The sequence below is a fragment of the Sphingomonas jejuensis genome (genome assembly GCF_011927695.1).
GTDB lineage: Bacteria > Pseudomonadota > Alphaproteobacteria > Sphingomonadales > Sphingomonadaceae > Sphingomonas_K > Sphingomonas_K jejuensis.
Window position 1 is genome coordinate 481,792 of sequence record NZ_JAATJE010000002.1, and the last position, 15,342, is coordinate 497,133.

The following is a 15,342-nucleotide window of genomic DNA, read 5'->3' on the forward strand; positions in this document are numbered from 1 at the left end:
CGCTGCATGGACGCGCCTTTCGTGCTGCTCGACGATGCCCGTGGCGGGCGCGCCCGACTGTTCCGGGCGCCGCGCGACGTGCTGGTCGCGCGCTCCGCGGAGGAGGTCGCGGCGCTGCTCGACCGGCTTAGGGGCGAGACGCGGCACGCCGCCGGCTTCCTCTCCTACGAAGCCATGGAGGAAGGCGCCACGTCGACCGGCCTGCCGCTCGCCTGGTTCGGCCTGTTCGATGCGTGGGAGCCGGTCGATGCCGCAGAATGGCTGCCGGATCCGGCGGGCGCCTGGGCCGGCACGCCCGTGCCGCGGATCGACAGGGCCACCTATGCCGCCCGCTTCGCGGAGGTGGCGGAGGCGATCCGCGCGGGCGAGATCTATCAGGCGAACCTCAGCTTTCCGGCCGACGTCCCCGTCGCCGGTCATCCCGCCGCGCTCTATGCGGGCCTGCGCGCGCGTCAGCGCATGGCGCACGGCGCGCTCCTGTTCACCGGCGACGACTGGCTGTTGTCGCTGTCGCCCGAACTGTTCGTGGCGGTCGAGGGCGACAGCGTCCGGGCGCGCCCGATGAAGGGCACGGCGCCGCCCGATGCCGCGCCCGAGCTGCTGGCGGGCGACGAGAAGCAGCGCGCCGAAAACCTGATGATCGTGGACCTGATGCGCAACGACCTGTCGCGTGTCGCCGTACCCGGCAGCGTCCACGTCCCACGGCTGTTCGCTGTCGAGCGTTATCCAACGGTGCAGCAGATGGTGTCCGATGTCGCGGCAACGCTGCGCTCCGGCGTCGGCCCGGTTGATGTCATCGCCGCCGCCTTTCCCTGCGGATCGATCACCGGGGCGCCGAAGCGCGCGGCGATGGCCCGGCTCCGATCGGTCGAGCAGGTGCCGCGCGGCATCTACACCGGCGCGATCGGCCATGTGTCGGCGCAGGCCTGCGACCTCAACGTCGCCATCCGCACGCTGCACATCGCCGGCGACGGCGATCGGGCGGTGATCGGCCTCGGCTCCGGCGTCGTCGCGGACAGCGACGCCGACCAGGAATGGGCGGAGTGTCTTCGCAAAGGCAGCTTCGTGGCGTCCGATCGGGCGTTCGACCTCATCGAGACGATGCTGTTCGATGCGAACGACGGCCTCATGCGGCTCGATCTTCATATCGAGCGCATGCGCCAAAGTGCGCGGCTGTTCGGCTATCCGTTCGACCGTCACGACGTCCGCAACGAACTGCAGGCCGCGACCTTCCGGCTGCGCCAGGATGCGACCGTGCGGTTGTTGTGCGGCAAATCGGGGGCGATCAGCGTGGAGACGCGGCCGCCCCCCGACAGGCCGGTCGGCCCGGTCATCGTTCCCGTGGTGCCGCTGCCTGTCGCGCCGCACGACATCCGGCTGCGACACAAGACAAGCGACCGCGCCTTCTACGACACGGCGCGCCGCGCGGCGGGCGCGTTCGAGGTGCTGTTCCGCCGCCCGGACGGGCTGCTGACCGAAGGCAGCTTCACCAACCTGTTCGTCGAACGGGGCGGAACGCTGCTGACCCCGCCCTTGTCGCGCGGCCTGTTGCCGGGCGTGCTGCGCACCGCGCTGATCAACGAGGGTCGCGCGGTTGAGGCGGACCTGACGGAAGGTCATCTGGCCGAGGGTTTTCTCATCGGCAACGCCGTGCGCGGACTTTTGCCAGCGCGGCTCGCTTCGCTATAGCAGCCGCAGCCGACCACCATCCGGAGCCGTCGATGACCCGCCTGTCCGCCGCCATCGATCGCATCCAGTCGTCGGCGACCCTGGCGATGACGGCTCGCGCCGCCAGGTTGAAGGCCGAAGGCATCGACGTCATCGGCCTGTCGGCCGGGGAGCCGGATTTCGATACCCCCGACTTCGTGAAGGAGGCGGCCATCGCCGCGATCCGCGACGGGCAGACCAAGTACACCAATGTCGATGGCACCCCGCGGCTGAAGGCGGCGATCGCGGCCAAGTTCGCACGCGACAACCGCCTCCGCTACGACCCGGCGACGCAGATCGGCGTCGGCGTCGGCGGCAAGCATGTCATCTTCAACGCCATCGTCGCGACGCTCGATCCCGGCGACGAGGTGGTCATCCCCGCGCCCTACTGGGTGAGCTACCCCGACATCGTCGCGTTCACCGGCGGCACCCCCGTCACCATCCCGGCGGGCGCCGACCAGGGCTACAAGATCACGCCGGAACAGCTCGATGCGGCGATCACGCCGCGGACGCGCTGGGTGCTGCTGAACTCCCCCTCCAACCCCAGCGGTGCCGCCTATGACGCGGCCGAACTCATGGCGCTCGGCGACGTGCTGCTGCGCCACCCGCACGTCATGGTGCTGACCGACGACATGTATGAGCATGTCTGGTATTCGGATCGCCAGTTCGCGACCATCGTCGAGGTCCGGCCGGAGCTTGCCGACCGCACGCTGACGGTCAACGGCTGCTCCAAGGCCTATGCCATGACCGGCTGGCGGATCGGTTACTGCGGTGGCCCCGCCTGGCTGATCAAGGCGATGGCAAAGCTGCAGTCGCAGTCGACCTCCAATCCCTGTTCGATCGCGCAGGCCGCCGCCGCCGGCGCGCTGGAAGGGCCGCAGGACTTCCTGCACGCGCGCAACGATGCCTTCCGGCAACGCCGGGATCTCGTGGTTGGCCTGCTGAACCAGGTGCCCGGCCTCCATTGCCCCACGCCGGACGGCGCCTTCTATGTCTATCCGGACGCGAGCGGGCTGATCGGGCGCAGCACGCCGGACGGGCAGCGTATCGATACGGACGAGGCGCTGGCCGGCTATCTGCTCGACTCGGCGCGCGTGGCGGTGGTGCACGGCGGCGCCTTTGGGCTCTCGCCCGCCTTCCGGGTCAGCTATGCGACGTCTGAGCCACTGCTGCGCGACGCCTGCGCGCGGATCGCGGAGGCGTGCGCGGCGCTGCGCTGAGCCCGCTCGACGGACGGCACGTCTCGTCGACCGACGCGCTTTCAAGCTGAACGTCGGCTTCCTACATGGTTCAGCCAGCGGTCAGTGACCGGGCGCCATGGTGGCCCCGTCGGATCGCCCCCGCGATCGCCAAAAGCGAGGCAAGGCACATGCGCAGCTTTATTCGTTCCACCGGCCGCTTCCTGCGGTCCGACCTGTTCCGGAATTTCGCGGGCGGCTTCGTGGTCGGCGGCGTGGCGCTGGTGGGTCTGGCCGGCAAGGCGGAAGCGGCCACCGCGCTGTTCCTGTGATCGGACGCCTGGCCCTCCTCGCCGGTGCCGCGACGCTGGCCGCGGTGCTGGCACCGGCCGGTAACGCCGCGCCCGTCGCCGTGCCGCTGCAGCAGCAGGACGTGCGCGGGGTCAGCGGCCCGCAGACCGCCGTCTTCGCGGGCGGATGCTTCTGGGGGATCGAAGGCGTCTTCCAGCATGTCCGCGGCGTGCGGGAGGTCGTGTCGGGCTATGCCGGCGGCGCCGCCGCCGATGCCAATTACGCGGCCGTCTCCAGCGAGCGGACCGGCCATGCCGAGGCGGTTCGCATCGTCTATGATCCGACTGTGGTCAGCTACGGCGACCTTTTGCGCATCTTCTTTTCCGTCGCGCATGATCCGACTCAGCTCAATCGGCAGGAGCCGGACGAAGGGCCGTCCTACCGGTCGGCGATCTTCCCGCAATCTCCCGCGCAGGCGGCCGTCGCCCGGCGCTACATCGCGCAACTGAACGCGGCCGGTGTCTACCCTCGCCCCGTCGTCACCCGGCTCGAAAGCGGTCGCTTCTACCCGGCGGAGGCAAGCCATCAGAACTTCCTCAACCGCAATCCCGACCATGGCTACATCCGGCGGTGGGACCTGCCGAAGCTGGCGGCGCTGCGGCAGACCTTTCCGCGATCCTGGCAGGCGCAGCCGGCGCGCTGAGGGCGCGTGATCCCTCCCGGTCCGGCCTCAGGCCGCGATCGGAAAGCGCAGCAGCCGGTCGGCGAGCGGCACCCACGCTTCCGCGCCGGCGCCGACCGCGCGCCGCAGTTCCGGATGATCGACGTCGAGCCCGCCGGTCAGCGCGCCGAATGCGGGCAGCACCAGCTTCGTGCGGGTCGCGACGAAGCAGCGGCGCGACACCTGCCGCCCGCGCGCGCCGACGCGCAGTTTGGGATGGAAATGCCCTGACAGCTCCGGTCGACTGTCGTGCGGGTCCGCCTCGTGGCGCAGGACGAGCCCGTCCACCACGGCTTCCTCCATCACCTCGCCGCCGCAGCGGTCGACGATCGCCGTGTCGGGCGACAACAGGCCACGGTCGTGGTTGCCCGTGATCCAGGTGAAGCGAGTCGCCCCGGTCAGCGCGCGCAGCCGCTCCTGCGCCGCCTGCGGCAGCCGCTCGCAGCCCCTTGCATCGTGGAAGCTGTCGCCCAGGCACCAGATCTCCCGCGGGCGGTGGGCATCGACCAGCGCTTCGAGCGTGTCGAGCGTCGCCAGGCTGTCATAGGGCGGCAGCATCTGCCCCCACCGCGCGAACCAGCTCGCCTTCTCCAGGTGCAGGTCGGCGACCAGCAGCGCGCCGCGGGCAGGCCACAACAGCGCGCCATCCTTCAGCGCGAGCAGATGATGGCCGGAGAACAGGACGGGAACCACGCCCCGGCTATGCCGCGCCTGCCCGCGCGGATCAATCCCGCGACGCGGACGCAATGCGGGAGAGCATGCCCGTGCGCGCCGTGAACATCTGCGCCGGCCTGCCGATATGGTCCCGCGCCTCCAGCCGCACGCGCCGGGCGGCGAAATCCACCGACACCCGCCGGAACAGCCGCAGCGCGTCCATGCCCAGCAACATCGCCGGCCGGTCGGCGAGGCCGAAGCGGTGAAAGGGCGCGGCATCGGTGAAGGCGACGGGCAGGTTCGCGATCTCCGCCGTGCCGATGGTGATGGTGCTGAGCGGGGCGCTCTCGGCCTGCAGGCTTTCCCCGGTGACGCTGGTCAGCTCGACCGGCACGCTGCCGCGTCGCGCGAGCCGGCGCCGGAGCGCGAGATTGCCGACGCTCACCTGCGATCCGGTGTCCAGGATGACATGCACCCGCTCCCCGTTCATGGTGGCGTCGGCGAGCACGAGCTGGCCATAGCGGCTGCGCGCGCGGATCACGATGGTGTCGCCGTCCCAGCGCTCTTCCCGCACGCTGGCCGGCTCCACCCGCATCTCGCCTCGGTCGAAGTCGAGCAGCACGCGCTTGCCCTGCAGGGCATCCAGGCCGATCAGCCCGGCCGCGCCCAGGTGGCGCCCGGCAAAGGCGGGCGCGACCAGACCGCTGCGCGACACGCCGCTGACGGCAAGCGTCGGGATGTGAACGGACGGCGCCGTGCTCTGCCCCGCCATGCTCAGGACGCGCACGTCCGGCCCCTCGCGCAGCCGCAGCGCGCGGGCGAGCTCGGTGGACACCACCGTGCGTTCGGATCCCGTGTCGACGACGAACGGGTAGGTGACGGAGCCCGCGACACTGACCGGGACCGTCATGCGATCGACCGAGTCGAGGCCAAGCAGGATCACCGACACGTCGACCAGTTCGGGCGCATCGAGCAGCGCCTCGATCTCGCGCGCCTGCGGCGCCGCGCCGGCAAGGCTCAGCCAGAGAACGGCCGCAGCGGCCGAGGCACCCATCCGGGGCCGCCGCGGGCAAAGCGGGATCGGCATCCTCTTTCCCCTTCTGTTTGAAGAGGATGCTACGCCTGTTCGCCCCGGTCGTCCATCGTCAACGCCCGCGCGCGGCCTCCGCCTGCGCGAGCAGGCGCAGCACGTTGCCCGACCAGATCTTCTCGACGTCGGCCGGGGTGTAGCCGGCGGCGAGCAGCCGCTCGGTGATCTTCGGAAGCGCGGCCACGTCCTCCATGCCGAGCACGCCGCCGCCGCCGTCCCAGTCGCATCCGATGCCGACATGGTCGACGCCGGCCACTTCGATGAGGTGGAGGAGCGAGCGCATGAACAGCTCGAAATCGGCCGGCGTGCCGGTGCGCTCCGCCTCCGGCCGGCGGGTCTGGCCGATCGACCAGTCGGACAGGAACAGCGCGTTGGCCTGGATGACGCCGCCCTTCGCCGCCAGCGCGCGGATGCGCGCGTCGTCGATGTTGCGCGGATGGTCGTAGATCGCCTTCGGGCCGGAGTGCGACAGGATGATCGGCGTGGTCGACAGCGCCAGCATCTGGTCGAATGCCGCGTCGGACGAATGGCTGCCGTCGACGATCATGCCCAGCCGGTTCATCTCCGCCACCCATTGCCGGCCAAGCGGGCTGAGGCCGCCCCAGCGCCCCTGCCCGGTGGTCGAATCGGCAAGCTGGTTGTCGGCCGAATGCACCGGCCCCGCCATCCGGACGCCGGCATCGTACCACCGGCTGAGCTGCGACAGGTCCTCCCCCAGCGGCAGGCTGTTCTCGATCGAGATATAGACCACCCGCTTGCCCGCCGCGACGATCCGCGCGGCATCGGCGGCGGTGGTGGCAAAGGCGAAGCTGTCCGGATTGTCGCGCACCATCCGCTGGATGTTGGCCAGGCGGCGCTCGGCATGCGCGCGCGCGGCGGCATAGCCCGCAGGCGTGGTCGGGCCGGACGGCGTGTAGATCACCCAGAAACCGCCATCGAGACCGCCCTCCGCCATGCGCGGCAGGTCGATCTGGCTCCCGTCCGCGGAATAGCTGTGGCGATCGCGGATCGACCAGGCCGGGTCGTCCATCTGCGCCGGCGTATCCAGATGCGTGTCGAGCGTCAGCGCCCGGTCATGCACCGCGCGCGGGTCGGCGGGGGCGGTTGTGGTGGTCTGGCACGCGGCGAGCAGCAGGGCGGCGGCGGGGATCAGGATGGGCATGGATCGTCACGCTAGCTCTACCGGCGCGAAAAGCGAGAGCCGACATGCCATTGGCACCAGGCCCTGCGCCGTCCTAAGCCATGCGAAAGCAGGGGGAGGAACGATGATCGATCGGCGGGGCGTGATCGCCAGCGGCATGGCCGTGGCTGTCGCGGGCGCGGCACGGGCGGCGGGACACGGCGGCGCCGAAGACGCGCGCCTGGCCGGTCTCGCGCTCCCGCCCGGCTTCCAAGGCATGCTGGCCCTTGGACGAGCCGGTCACATCGTCGCCGCGCGCCCGGTCGGCATGGCCGACATCGAAGCCGGTCGTCCGGTCTCCGCCGGCACCCGGTTCCGCTGGGGATCCGCGACCAAGTGGCTGGTGAGCACGGCGGTGCTGCGCCTTCACGAACAGGGGCGCCTTTCGCTCGACGCGCCCGTGGCCCGCTACCTGCCGGACCTCCGGCCGGACGACGCGACGCCCGTGCTGGTGCGCCATCTCCTCTCGAACACCAGCGGCATTCCCGACCTCCTGTCGCGGCAGGTGGGACAGGAGCCTGAACTGCGGACGTCGCGGGCGCCGGCGCTGGCGATCGCCCGGCGCTTCGCGGGCGCGCCGCTCAGCTTCGCGCCCGGCACGGGCTGGGACTATGCGGCGCTCAACTGGGTCATCGTGGCCGCACTGACGCAGCAGGTGACGGGGGACCCGCTGGTCGCCACCGTTCAGCGGCTGGTGCTCGATCCGCTGCGACTGCGCAGCACCGGCTTTGCGCAAGCGGACCAGCCGGACATGCCCGCGCTCGCCGCGGCCTACGGCGTCGTCGATCCGCCGGAGCGCAAGATGGCGCCGGTGCCGCCGTTCCTCGCGGCGAGCGGCACCGTCGCCGGCAGCGCCGCCGATGCCGTCGGCGCGGCCCATGGCATCTTCCACGGCGCGCTGCTGAACGCGGCCTCGCGGCAGGAACTGACGCGGATCCACTGGGCGGATCAGGACTATGCGCTCGGCGGCCGCGTCCGCGTCATCGGCGGCACGCGCTATGCCTGGGAAGCCGGCAAGGTGGGGGGTTACCGCGCGCTCATTGCGCACCGCTTGGATCGCAGCGAGACGATCGTCGTCTTCAACACCACCGACCTCGACCAGGCGGTGATCAGCGCCCTTGCCGAGGACATCGCCCGCGCCTGACGGGCATCCTCCTCAATCCTCCCGCATCGCCTCCGCCGCCAGCGCTTCGGCTTCGATCAGCAAGGCGTCGTCCGCCGCGGACGAGCTGACGCGCTCGCGGCCGATCAGCACCAGCACCGGCACCGCCAGCGGGGACACGCGGCCAAGGTCGACATGCACCATCGTGTCGGCCGCCCGGTCCAGCAAGGAGGCGAGCCGGCCGACATCCGTCATCCGCGCCCGCGCATCCTCCCACGCGGCGCGCAGCAGCAGGTGGTCCGGCTCATATCGGCGCAGCACGTCGTAGATGAGGTCGGTCGAAAAGGTGACCTGCTTGCCCGTCTTGCGCTTGCCCGGGTGCTGCCGCTCCACCAGCCCGCCGATCACCGCCACCTCGCGAAAGGCACGCTTCAGGAGGTTCGATCCCTGCACCCATTCGACGAACTCGTCCGCCAGGATGTCCTTGGAAAACAGCGCGGCAGGATCCGTGATCGGATCGAGCGAGTAGCAGGCGAGCGCATAGTCGTTGGACACGAAGCCCAGCGGCTTCAGCCCCTGTGCTTCCATGCGCTTGGTGACCAGCATGCCGAGCGACTGGTGCGCGTTCCAGCCTTCGAAGCTGTAGGCCACCATGTAATGCCGCCCCTCGCGCGGGAAGGTCTCGACCAGCAGCTCGCCCGGCTGCGGCAGCCGTGATCGGCGCGCCTGCGCATCCAGCCATTCGTGGACGTCCGTGGGAAAGCGATCCCATTCGCTGCGGTCGTCCAGGAAGACGCGCACCCGGTCGGCCAGGCTCGTCGACAGCGGCATGCGGGTGCCTACATAGGTCGGGATGCGCGCCGGCCGGCTGGTGGAGCGCACGATCAGGTCGGCCGTGTCCATCCGCTCCACCTCCAGGCTGAGGCCAGCGAAGAAGAAGGTGTCCCCGACGCTCAGCGTCGACGCGAAATACTCCTCCACCGTTCCAAGCTTGCGACCGTTCTTGAAGCGGACGTCGAGCGTGGTCGCATCGACGATGATCCCGGCGTTCAGCCGGTGCTGCTGCACGAAGCGCGGGTGGCTGACGCGCCAGCGCCCGTCGGCATCGCGCGTCAGCCGCTTGAACCGGTCATAGGCCTTCAGCGAATAACCGCCCGACTCGATGAAGCCGAGCACGCGCGAGAAGGTGTCGGCGTCGAGCGCGGAATAGGGCAGCGCCCCGCGCACCTCGTCCAGCAGTTCGGCCTCCTCGAAGCTGCCGGCGCAGGCGACCGCCATGACATGCTGCGCCAGCACGTCGAGCGCACCGGCACGGAACAGATCCGGGTCCAGCTCGCCCGCCTCCACCGCGTCGAGCGCGGCCTGCGCTTCCAGATATTCGAAGCGGTTTCCGGGGACGAGCACTGCGCGGCTCGGCTCGTCGAGCCGGTGATTGGCGCGACCGATGCGCTGCAGCAGCCGCGACGATCCCTTGGGCGCCCCCATCTGCACGACGCAATCGACATCACCCCAATCGACGCCCAGGTCGAGCGAGGCCGTGCAGACCAGCGCGCGCAACCGGCCATCGGCCATCGCCGCCTCGACCTTGCGCCGCGCCTCGATCGACAGCGACCCGTGGTGCACGCCGATCGGCAGCTTCTGATCGTTGGCGCTCCACAGGTCCTGGAAGATCAGCTCGGCCAGCGAACGCGTGTTGCAGAACACCAGCGTCGTGCGATTTCGCTCGATGAGGCGCATCACCTGTTCGGCGGCATAGCGGCCGCTGTGGCCCGACCATGGCACCCGGCCGGTCGGCAGCAGGATGTCGATCTCCGGATCGGCGCCGGGTTCACCCTCCACCAGCGTCACCGCACCGATGTCGCCGTCGGGCGCCAGCCAGGCGCGATACCCGTCGGGATCGGCGACCGTCGCGGACAGGGCCACGCGCCGCAGATCGGGGGCGAGCGTCTGGAGGCGCGCCATCGACAGGGCCAAAAGGTCGCCGCGCTTGCCGGTCGCAAAGGCATGCACCTCGTCGATGACGATGGTGTCCAGCCGCCCGAACATGTCGGCCGCCTCCGGATAGGAAAGCAGCAGGCTGAGCGATTCGGGCGTCGTCAGCAGCATGTTGGGCGGGCGCTGCCGTTGCCGCGCCTTGCGGTCGGACGGCGTGTCACCGCTGCGCGCTTCCACCGTGATGTCGACGCCCATCTCTTCGATGGGGGCCAGCAGGTTGCGCCGCACATCGACCGCCAGCGCCTTCAGCGGCGAGACGTACAGCGTGTGGAGCCCGTCGCGCGGCTGCTCGATCAGCGACTGGATGCTGGGCAGGAACCCGGACAGCGTCTTGCCCGCGCCGGTCGCCGCGACCAGCAGCGCGTGGCGCCGGTCGGCGGCGGCGGCAAGCATGTCACGCTGGTGCCGGCGAAGCGCCCAGCCGCGTCCTTGCAGCCAGGCGGCGATCGTCGGGTGGAGCGCGGGGTCAGCGCTGGGCGTCGTCGCGCTTGTCCTCCGCATCGATGCGGTCGCGCAGGTCGTGGGCGGCATGCTCGGTCCGCTCGATCTCGCGCGGGCCCGACGCCCGGTTGCGCATGATCGCCCACAACAGCGCGGCCAGCAGCAGGATGGGGCCGACCACCGTCAGCAATGACCAGAGACTTTCCACGGCGCCCTCCTTGGCAGAACTTCGATGGCTCCGGAACGGTTGGCGGCGACAAGGTTTCCGAAGCTGATCGTCCGCGTGGAGCCGCCCGGGCGGGCGCGCGTTCCCCGCCTGATGATCGCTGCGACCGTGAAACGATGAGCCGGCCGGGCCGCTGGCTGGAGGTCCACCGCGAGGGCATCTACGTGCCCGCCGCCGATGCGTGGATCGATCCCTCGCAGCCGAAGCCGCGCGCGCTCGTCACCCATGGCCATGCCGATCACGCCCGTGGCGGGCATGGCGCCGTGTGGGCGACGCCCGACACACTGGCCATCATGGATGTCCGCTATGGCGCGCAGGCGGCACATCCGGTGCATTATGGTGAAAGCGTGACGCTCGGCAGCGGCGACGCCGGCGTCGAGGTCAGCTTCGTGCCTGCGGGCCATGTGCTCGGCTCCGCGCAGATCGTCCTCGATCATGCGGGCGAGCGGGTGGTGGTGTCGGGCGACTACAAGCGCCGCGCCGATCCGACCTGCGCCCGCTTCCAGCCGGTCGCCTGCGACGTGTTCGTGACGGAAGCGACCTTCGGCCTTCCCGTGTTCCGCCATCCGGAAACCCACGAGGAGCTGGAAAAGCTGCTCGCCGCGCTTCGCGACAACCCCGATCGCTGCGTGCTGGTCGGCGCCTATGCGCTCGGCAAGGCGCAGCGCGTCATCCGGGAACTGCGTGACCTCGGCCACGCCGACCCCATCTACATACATGGTGCGCTCGCCCGGCTTTGTGCGCTTTACGAGGATCTCGGCGTCAACTTGGGCGACATCCGCCTCGTCGCCGACACCCCCAAGGACGACATGCGCGGCCGCGTGGTGATGTGCCCGCCGTCCGCCCTCAACGACCGCTGGAGCCGGCGCCTGCCGGAGCCGATCACCGCCATGGCGTCAGGCTGGATGCGGGTGCGGCAACGCGCGCGGCAGAAGAACGTGGAGCTGCCGCTGATCCTGTCGGACCATGCCGACTGGGACGAGCTCACCGCCACGATCGAGGAGCTGTGTCCGAAGGAGGTCTGGGTCACTCACGGCCGCGAGGACGCACTGATCCACTGGTGCATGACCCGCCAGATCAAGGCGCGCGCGCTGGAACTGGTCGGCTATGAGGACGAGGACGACTAGCGCCCCCGTCCCCACGCCAAGGCTTTACGCCGAAACGAGCGCGTTTTTGCGGCGGCGCATCGCGCTGCCGACCAGGCCGAAGCCCGCGATCATCATCGCCCAGGTCGCCGGCTCCGGCACCGCCGGGGTGGTCGATGCGAGCGTGGCTGTCAGCGAGAAGTCGTCGATGGCGAGCGCGTCTTCGGCGCCGGACGCGTCGAAGTCCGACCACCGCAGAGCGATCGAGCCCCCGTTTGCAACGGCGATGTTGCCGATCGTGCCGGAGTAAGCCGTGCGATTGTTGTTGCCGACCAGCACACCGGTCTGGCTCGAGACGGTGGAGAGCACGTCAAGCGCCGAGATCCGAACCCAGTTGGAGGTGCCGGTCAGGTTGGTGCCGCCCACAAGATACTCGAAGATCAGCGAGTCGGCGCTGCTCGAACCGTTGCGGTACTGCTCGCCGAAGAAGTTGAGCGAGAGCGCGTTGATCGTGCTGCCGGTCTGGTTGTTGAAGACCACACCGATGGCCGACCGCAGGCTGCCGCTGCTGAGAGTGCCAAAGGCCCGGTCAGCGTTGTTGGCAGCGCCAAAGCTGTAGGTGTTGCCCTGATTGTCGGAGCCTGTGCCCGCCGTATACGTCGTGTCGGCGTTGTCTTCGCTCTCGAGGAACTGCCAGCCATTGGCAACGACGCCTCCGGCCGCGTTCGCCGAACCGGACGAGATCAGCGTGTTGAAATCAGTGGAATAGCTCGTGCCGGTGAGCACGACGGCGGCCTGGCCGGCGGCGGGCAGAGCAAAGAGCATGGCCGCGGCGGAGAGCCGCGCGCCCGAAGTGACGATGGTCATTGAAGTCCCCCTGGATCCCGGCCGGAACAGCCGGACGGGCGATCATCTAGGGAGCTGATAAGTAAGGTTTATGACGCTTTAAGCATTTCGCCGCACTGCATCAGAACGGGACGTCGTCATCCAGATCGGCGTCGAAGGCGGAGCTGCGGCCACCGCCGGAAGATCCCCCACGCGAACCACCCCCGCGTCCGCCGCCGAAGCCGCCACGGTCACCGCCGCCGCGATCCTGATCGCCCCAGTCGCCAGCGCCCGAACCGCCGCCACCGCCATCACGGCCTCCGAGCAGGACGAGTTCACCGCGGAAACGCTGCAGCACCACCTCGGTGGTGTACTTGTCCTGACCATTGTTGTCGGTCCACTTGCGCGTCTGCAGCTGCCCTTCGAGGTACACGCTGGACCCCTTGCGCAGATACTGCTTGGCGATGCGGCCAAGATTCTCGTTAAAGATCACCACGCGGTGCCATTCGGTCTTTTCACGACCCTCGCCGCTGGACTTGTCGGTCCAGCGCTCGGACGTCGCGACGGACAGGTTCACGACCTCGCCCCCCGATCCCATCGAGCGTGACTCGGGGTCGTTGCCCAGATTGCCGACCAGGATGACCTTGTTGACGCTGCCTGCCACGATGCTCTCCGTTGCCTGAAGCTTCGGCTAGCGCAATCAGAGCCCCAATGCCACCGCGGACCAGTAGGTCGCCCCGGCCGCAAGATAGGCAAGGCCGAAGAGGTAGACGACCATGAAGGTCGGCCACTTCCAGCCGTTGGTTTCACGTCGGGTCACGGCGATGGTCGAGATGCATTGGGGCGCAAACACGAACCACATGAGGAAGGCGAGTGCGGTCGGAAGCGACCAGCGCCCGGCCAGCCGCTCGCCCAATGCGAGGGTCGCGGTCTCCTCATCCGGCGCGTCGATCGCGTAGACGGTCGCGATCGCCGAGACGGCCACCTCGCGAGCGGCCATTGCGGGGATCAACGCCAACGCGATTTCATGGTTGAAGCCGATCGGCCGCACGACATGCTCGATGCCGGACGCGATGCGCCCCGCCACGGAATATTCGCTTTGCGTCATCGGACTGCCCTCCGGCACCCGCGGGAAGGATGCCAGCAGCCACAGAAGAACGGTGGAAAACATGATGATCGTGCCGGCGCGGCGCAGGAACATCCAGGCGCGCTGCCACAGGCCAAGAGCAAGATCGCCGAGCCGGGGCAGCTGATATTTGGGGAGCTCCATCATGAAACCGCCGGCGGCTCCGCGCGCGACCGTGCGGCGGATCAGCAGCGCCGCCAGCATCGCCCCGACGATGCCGACGACGTAGAGGCCGAAGAGTACCAGCCCCTGCAAGCCGATGCCCGGGCCAACCGATCGGGCGGGGATGAAGGCAGCGATGATGAGGGTGTACACAGGCAGCCGCGCCGAACATGTCATCAGGGGCGCGATGAGGATCGTGGTGAGCCGATCGCGCGGATTGTCGATGGTCCGCGTCGCCATGATGCCGGGGATGGCACAGGCAAAGGAAGACAACAGCGGGATGAACGCGCGTCCGGACAGGCCGACGCCTGCCATCAACCGGTCCATCATGAACGCCGCTCGCGCCATGTAACCGGCGGCTTCCAGGACCAGGATGAAGAGGAACAGGATCAGGATCTGCGGCAGGAAGACAACGACCGATCCAACGCCGTTTATGACGCCTTCCACCAACAGGTTGCGAAGAAAGCCGTCCGGAAGGAAGGACGACACGGCGCCGGCAAGCAACTCCATTCCACCCTCGATCCACCCGATCGGAGCCTCCGACCAGGCGAAGACCGCCTGGAACATCACGAACAAGATGGCTGCAAGGATCAGCGGCCCGGCAAACGGGCTCAGCACAAGTCCGTCGATGGCGCGCGTGACGTGGCGGCCTGCGCGCTCCGACTGGATGGCATCGCGGGCGACGAGGCGCGCCCGCGCGGCGACGCCGGGATCCTCCGGGGGCACCGTGACGACATGCGCCTGGTCTCGTTCGACCAGCCGCTCGACCTCCGCACGCAGGTCGTCCAGCCCGCGCCGGCGCACCGCCACGGTTTCAACCACAGGCACGCCGAGCAGCGCGGACAAGCGCCCCGCATCGATGGTCAGGCCGTCGCGCGCCGCCAGATCCACCATGTTCAGCGCGACCACCGTCGGCAAGCCGAGCCCGATGAGCTCGATCGCAAAGCGGAGATGATGGTCGAGGTTGGACGCATCGACGACGATCACCAGCGCAGCCGGGGGCTGTTCGCCCTGCTGGCGCCCGATCACCACGTCGCGGGTGACGGCTTCATCCGGGCTCGCCGGATGGAGGCTGTAGGTTCCAGGCAGGTCGACGAGTTCGACGGGACGTCCATCACCGAGGACCAGCCGCCCCGATCGGCGCTCAACGGTGACGCCCGGATAGTTCGCGACCTTCTGGCGCGCGCCCGTAAGCGCGTTGAAGAGCGACGATTTGCCGGCATTGGGGTTGCCGACCAGCGCGACGAGCGGCGCAGCCTTCATGCGGGCGTCGGGGAGACGCGGATCGCGGCGGCCTGAACGCGGCGGATGGCGATGGTCATGCGTCCGATCCGGCAGGCGAGCGGGTCGCGGCCGATGAAGCCCCGGTGGAGCGGCTCGACCTCGACGCCCTCGGCAAAGCCGAGTTCGCGCAGGCGCCGGGCACCCTCGCCCAGCAGGTCCCAGTCGATCCGGTTGATCACGCCCACGGTCTTCAGCGGAAACTCGTCGAGTCTCAGGCCGGCCTCTGCAGCTTCACTCATATTGCGAGCGATTATCAATATTTGCCGGCATATGCC

The 15,342-nt window shown here is 69.4% G+C and carries 15 protein-coding genes; 6 read left to right on the forward strand and 9 right to left on the reverse strand.

Annotated elements, in window-relative coordinates:
* Nucleotides 1-6 precede the first annotated feature (6 nt).
* The 4 genes from GGR88_RS11950 (at nucleotide 7) to msrA (ending at nucleotide 3,879) form a co-directional block, all read left to right on the forward strand.
* Nucleotides 7-1,689: a chorismate-binding protein gene (locus GGR88_RS11950; RefSeq protein ID WP_209023387.1), complete on the forward strand. Its 1,683-nt coding sequence runs from the start codon at nucleotides 7-9 to the stop codon at nucleotides 1,687-1,689.
* Nucleotides 1,690-1,721: 32 nt separating this feature from the next.
* Nucleotides 1,722-2,927: a pyridoxal phosphate-dependent aminotransferase gene (locus GGR88_RS11955; RefSeq protein ID WP_167955278.1), complete on the forward strand. Its 1,206-nt coding sequence runs from the start codon at nucleotides 1,722-1,724 to the stop codon at nucleotides 2,925-2,927.
* A gap of 149 nt (nucleotides 2,928-3,076) precedes the next feature.
* Nucleotides 3,077-3,217 (forward strand): hypothetical protein, encoded by a 141-nt coding sequence (locus tag GGR88_RS15395; protein WP_245196903.1) that lies wholly within the window; start codon nucleotides 3,077-3,079, stop codon nucleotides 3,215-3,217.
* Complete coding sequence (gene msrA / locus GGR88_RS11960) at nucleotides 3,214-3,879, forward strand: peptide-methionine (S)-S-oxide reductase MsrA (protein ID WP_342449795.1); 666 nt, start codon at nucleotides 3,214-3,216, stop codon at nucleotides 3,877-3,879. Before GGR88_RS15395 ends, msrA begins: the two co-directional genes overlap by 4 nt.
* Before the next feature lie 27 nt (nucleotides 3,880-3,906).
* Here msrA and pdeM read toward each other — a convergent pair whose 3' ends face one another.
* The 3 genes from pdeM to GGR88_RS11975 all read right to left on the reverse strand — a co-directional run bounded on the left by pdeM (nucleotide 3,907) and on the right by GGR88_RS11975 (nucleotide 6,803).
* Nucleotides 3,907-4,590 carry a ligase-associated DNA damage response endonuclease PdeM gene (pdeM, locus tag GGR88_RS11965; RefSeq protein ID WP_167955282.1) on the reverse strand — a complete coding sequence of 228 codons (684 nt, stop codon included), beginning with the start codon at nucleotides 4,588-4,590 and terminating at the stop codon, nucleotides 3,907-3,909.
* Between the two features lie 31 nt (nucleotides 4,591-4,621).
* On the reverse strand, nucleotides 4,622-5,605 hold the full coding sequence (locus GGR88_RS11970) for an aspartyl protease family protein (RefSeq protein WP_167955284.1): 984 nt from the start codon (nucleotides 5,603-5,605) through the stop codon (nucleotides 4,622-4,624).
* 91 nt (nucleotides 5,606-5,696) lie between these two features.
* Complete coding sequence (locus GGR88_RS11975) at nucleotides 5,697-6,803, reverse strand: dipeptidase (RefSeq protein ID WP_167955286.1); 1,107 nt, start codon at nucleotides 6,801-6,803, stop codon at nucleotides 5,697-5,699.
* Nucleotides 6,804-6,906: 103 nt separating this feature from the next.
* On the opposite strand from GGR88_RS11975, the gene GGR88_RS11980 reads away from it, so the two are divergent.
* A complete protein-coding gene (locus GGR88_RS11980) occupies nucleotides 6,907-7,965 on the forward strand; it encodes a serine hydrolase domain-containing protein (RefSeq protein WP_167955288.1) in 1,059 nt (352 codons plus the stop codon).
* Between the two features lie 12 nt (nucleotides 7,966-7,977).
* Here GGR88_RS11980 and GGR88_RS11985 read toward each other — a convergent pair whose 3' ends face one another.
* Together GGR88_RS11985 and GGR88_RS11990 are read right to left on the reverse strand one after the other, a co-directional pair.
* Nucleotides 7,978-10,419: a ligase-associated DNA damage response DEXH box helicase gene (locus GGR88_RS11985; protein WP_167955290.1), complete on the reverse strand. Its 2,442-nt coding sequence runs from the start codon at nucleotides 10,417-10,419 to the stop codon at nucleotides 7,978-7,980.
* Nucleotides 10,385-10,567: a hypothetical protein gene (locus GGR88_RS11990; protein WP_167955293.1), complete on the reverse strand. Its 183-nt coding sequence runs from the start codon at nucleotides 10,565-10,567 to the stop codon at nucleotides 10,385-10,387. Before GGR88_RS11990 ends, GGR88_RS11985 begins: the two co-directional genes overlap by 35 nt.
* A 134-nt stretch (nucleotides 10,568-10,701) precedes the next feature.
* Here GGR88_RS11990 and GGR88_RS11995 point away from each other — a divergent pair, with 134 nt between their 5' ends.
* Nucleotides 10,702-11,712 (forward strand): ligase-associated DNA damage response exonuclease, encoded by a 1,011-nt coding sequence (locus GGR88_RS11995; RefSeq protein WP_167955295.1) that lies wholly within the window; start codon nucleotides 10,702-10,704, stop codon nucleotides 11,710-11,712.
* Nucleotides 11,713-11,736: 24 nt separating this feature from the next.
* Here the strand turns inward: GGR88_RS11995 and GGR88_RS15400 are convergent, their stop codons facing one another.
* The 4 genes from GGR88_RS15400 to GGR88_RS12015 all read right to left on the reverse strand — a co-directional run bounded on the left by GGR88_RS15400 (nucleotide 11,737) and on the right by GGR88_RS12015 (nucleotide 15,306).
* Nucleotides 11,737-12,537: a PEPxxWA-CTERM sorting domain-containing protein gene (locus GGR88_RS15400; RefSeq protein WP_167955297.1), complete on the reverse strand. Its 801-nt coding sequence runs from the start codon at nucleotides 12,535-12,537 to the stop codon at nucleotides 11,737-11,739.
* 100 nt (nucleotides 12,538-12,637) lie between these two features.
* Nucleotides 12,638-13,159, reverse strand: a complete 522-nt coding sequence (ssb, locus tag GGR88_RS12005) for a single-stranded DNA-binding protein (protein ID WP_342449796.1) — start codon at nucleotides 13,157-13,159, stop codon at nucleotides 12,638-12,640.
* Nucleotides 13,160-13,195: 36 nt separating this feature from the next.
* Nucleotides 13,196-15,046: a ferrous iron transporter B gene (gene feoB / locus GGR88_RS12010; protein WP_167955300.1), complete on the reverse strand. Its 1,851-nt coding sequence runs from the start codon at nucleotides 15,044-15,046 to the stop codon at nucleotides 13,196-13,198.
* Nucleotides 15,043-15,306 carry a FeoA family protein gene (locus tag GGR88_RS12015; protein WP_167955302.1) on the reverse strand — a complete coding sequence of 88 codons (264 nt, stop codon included), beginning with the start codon at nucleotides 15,304-15,306 and terminating at the stop codon, nucleotides 15,043-15,045. Before GGR88_RS12015 ends, feoB begins: the two co-directional genes overlap by 4 nt.
* Between the last annotated feature and the right edge of the window lie 36 nt (nucleotides 15,307-15,342).